The sequence below is a fragment of the Arthrobacter crystallopoietes BAB-32 genome (assembly GCF_000328305.2).
GTDB classification, from domain to species: domain Bacteria; phylum Actinomycetota; class Actinomycetes; order Actinomycetales; family Micrococcaceae; genus Crystallibacter; species Crystallibacter crystallopoietes_A.
Map to the genome: position 1 here is coordinate 1 of NZ_ANPE02000026.1, position 3,055 is coordinate 3,055.

Here is a 3,055-nt window from a genome sequence, read left to right on the forward strand (position 1 = left end):
TCGCCGCCGCCCTCGCCGCCACCAAGAAGGGCACCCAGGCCGCCTACCCGCGCCTCGAGGACGTGCAGGCCCTGCTCGGCTGACAGCTTCGCGCCCCTCCCCACCAGCCGGGCAGATGAGACGCCGGCACTTTGGTTCCGTTACCGCAGAACCGAAGTGCCGGCGTCGTGCATTTTGCCTGGTTTAGCCGTTGGCGGCTGAGGCATCGGGCGGGGCGAAGCTGGAGCCAGCTATTCCGCGCCGAGGTGGCCCAGGAGTTCGGCCTCGGCCACGTCCAGGTAGCCGCGCAGGGCTTCGGCGGCTTCTTCGCGCTGTCCGCCGGCCAGCAGGGCCACGAGCTTGGCGTTCCGCTCCACGTAGTGGCTGTGGAAGTCGGGGGCGTGGCGCATGGCGTAGAAGACCAGGCGCATCTGGGCCAGGACCCGGGTCATGAGCTCCTGCAGGTGCTTGCTGCCGGTGCCGCGGATGAGGGTTTCGTGGAAGCGCTGGTTGGCGTTGGCCATCTCGGCCACGGCGCCCCTGTCCCGGGCGGCCCGTGCCTCGGCGACGATGGCTTCCAGTTCCTCGACGTCGATGTCCTCGGCCCAGCGCACGGCGGCGGGCTCGAGGATCCGGCGGACGCTGTAGATTTCGCGGACGCCCTCGATACCGGGGGACGTGACCATGACGCCGCGGTTGGGGACGCGGGTGACGATGTGCTCGCTGGCCAGGACGGTGAAGGCTTCGCGCAGGGTGTTGCGGGAGACGCCGAAGCTGTCGGCCAGCGCCTGTTCGGACAGCTTGGAGCCGGGCAGCAGCCGGCCTTCCGCGATCCGGCTGCGCAGCGCTTCGGCCACCCAGGCGGCGGTGTGCGCGTGCGCGGCCTCGCTCCTGGCGGCGAGGCCCTCCAGCGGTGCCTTCAACGACATGTCCATCCCATCCGCCGGGCGATCCGGCGCCTGCTTTGCGAATCTGTTGGCCTGTAGTGGCTGGATTGGCACCTTAAACCGGCTCCAATCCAGCCACTACGGGCCAATCGATTTGTCCCGGCTGCGGGCGGCCGGGCTAACCGATGCTACCAAGTGCCTCGCCCTGTGCGACGGCGGCGCCGGGCTCCTGCTCTCCGCGTGCCAGGGTGCCGGCCCGGTGGGCGACGATGGTGGTTTCCATCTTCATCGCCTCGAGCACGGCCACCGGGTCCCCGCTGGAGAGCTCCGCGCCGTCGTCCGCAAGCCACTTGACCAGGTTGCCGTCCATGGGCGCCTGCAGGATCTCCTCATCATGGTGCTCGCGCTCCGCGGCCGGCGCCGGAGCGGAACCGCCGCCGTGCAGCAGCGCTTCGAGCAGTTGCGCCGGCAGGCCGATGCGCATGGCCTTGCCGTCCACGTCGATGGTCAGTTCGCTGCGCTCGCTGCCGGCCTCGGCGGCGGCGATTTCGGGGGAGGCCGCGAGCTCGTCGGCGAATTCGGACTCGATCCAGGTGGTGTAGACACCGAAGGCTTCGGTGTCGGTGAAGGCGGCGTTGCCGACCACGGCCCGGTGGAAGGGCAGCACCGTCGGCACGCCGGCGATCACCATCTCATCGAGCGCGACTCGCGCCCGGCGGAGGGCCTGGGCCCGGTCCTCGCCGCGGACGATCAGCTTGGCCATCAGCGAGTCGTACTCGCCCGGAATGGTCGAGCCGCTGCGCACGCCGGAATCGACCCGGATGCCTGCACCGGTGGGCGGTTCGAAGGCCGTGATCCTGCCCGGTCCGGGGAGGAAACCGCGCGCGGGGTCCTCGGCGTTCAGCCGGAACTCGAAGGCATGGCCGTTCGGCTGGGGGTCCTCGGTGAAGGTCAGCGCCAGGCCGTCGGCGATGCGGAACTGCTCGCGGACCAGGTCGACGCCCGTGGTCTCTTCGGTGACGGGGTGCTCCACCTGCAGGCGCGTGTTCACCTCGAGGAAGGAGACGGTCCCGTCATTGGCAACCAGGTACTCCACCGTGCCGGCGCCGTGGTAGCCCGCCTCCCGGCAGATCGCCTTGGCGGATTCGTGGATGTTTCGGCGCTGCTCGTCGGTGAGGAACGGCGCCGGGGCTTCTTCCACGAGTTTCTGGTAGCGCCGCTGCAGCGAACAGTCACGGGTGCCAACAACGACGACGTTCCCGTGGGTATCTGCCAGCACCTGCGCTTCCACGTGGCGGGGTTTGTCCAGGAACCGCTCCACGAAGCATTCGCCGCGGCCGAACGCGACGGTGGCCTCACGGACGGCGGAGTCGTAAGCGTCCTCGATGTCCTCCATCCGGCGGGCGATCTTCAGGCCGCGGCCGCCGCCACCGTACGCCGCCTTGATGGCCACGGGCAGCCCGTGTTCTTCGGCGAAAGCGATGACTTCCGCGGCGCCGGCCACCGGGTTGTCGGTGCCGGCCACCAGCGGAGCGCCCGCGCGGACGGCGATCTCGCGGGCGGTGACTTTGTTGCCCAGTGTGCGGATGGATTCCGGGGAGGGGCCGATCCAGGTCAGGCCGGCCCGGCCTACGGCCTCGGCGAAGTCGGCGTTCTCGGAGAGGAAGCCGTAGCCGGGGTGCACCGCGTCGGCGCCGGAGCGGCGGGCGACGTCGATCAGCTTGTCGATGTCCAGGTAGGTCTCTTTGCTGGTGCGGCCGCCCAGCGCATAGGCCTCATCGGCGCAGCGGACGTGCAGGGCGTCCGCGTCCGGATCGGAATACACCGCCACGGATTCCAGGCCGGCGTCGGCGCAGGCGCGGGCAACGCGGACGGCGATCTCGCTGCGGTTGGCGATCAAAACCTTTTTCATGGACGGCGCCCTTCCGGCTGGTTCTCGGTGCCGGCGGCGCCGGCGGGTTGCAGGGTGTCCGGATCGACCAGGACGAAGCGGACGGTGGTGCCGGGCGGCAGCTGGGCGGCCACCGGCAGGTCTTCAGGTACGACGGCGGCAATCACCGGATATCCTCCGGTCACCGGGTGGTCGGCCAGGAACAGCACGGGCAGCCCGGACGGCGGAACCTGCAGCGCTCCGGCCACGGCTCCCTCGCTCTGCAGCTCCCCTTCGCGGATCCGCTCCAGTGGCGCGG

General features: G+C 70.3%; 2 protein-coding genes and 1 pseudogene. All 3 read right to left on the minus strand.

Features of this window, described 5'->3' with window-relative positions; all coding sequences use genetic code 11:
• Positions 1–230: 230 nt before the first annotated feature.
• Positions 231–914, minus strand: coding sequence for a GntR family transcriptional regulator (locus tag D477_RS00660; protein ID WP_005266213.1), 684 nt, complete (start codon positions 912–914; stop codon positions 231–233).
• Between the two features lie 130 nt (positions 915–1,044).
• Positions 1,045–2,778, minus strand: coding sequence for an acetyl/propionyl/methylcrotonyl-CoA carboxylase subunit alpha (locus D477_RS00665; RefSeq protein ID WP_005266214.1), 1,734 nt, complete (start codon positions 2,776–2,778; stop codon positions 1,045–1,047).
• A pseudogene (locus tag D477_RS00670) lies at positions 2,775–3,055 on the minus strand (urea amidolyase); the annotation flags it as partial. The pseudogene D477_RS00670 and the gene D477_RS00665, both read right to left, overlap by 4 nt.

Coding starts and splice junctions, on each gene's coding strand:
- D477_RS00665 (WP_005266214.1), bottom strand. CDS start 2,778: ATGAAAAAGGTTTTGATCGCCAACCGCAGCGAGATCGCCGTCCGCGTT.
- D477_RS00660 (WP_005266213.1), bottom strand. CDS start 914: ATGGACATGTCGTTGAAGGCACCGCTGGAGGGCCTCGCCGCCAGGAGC.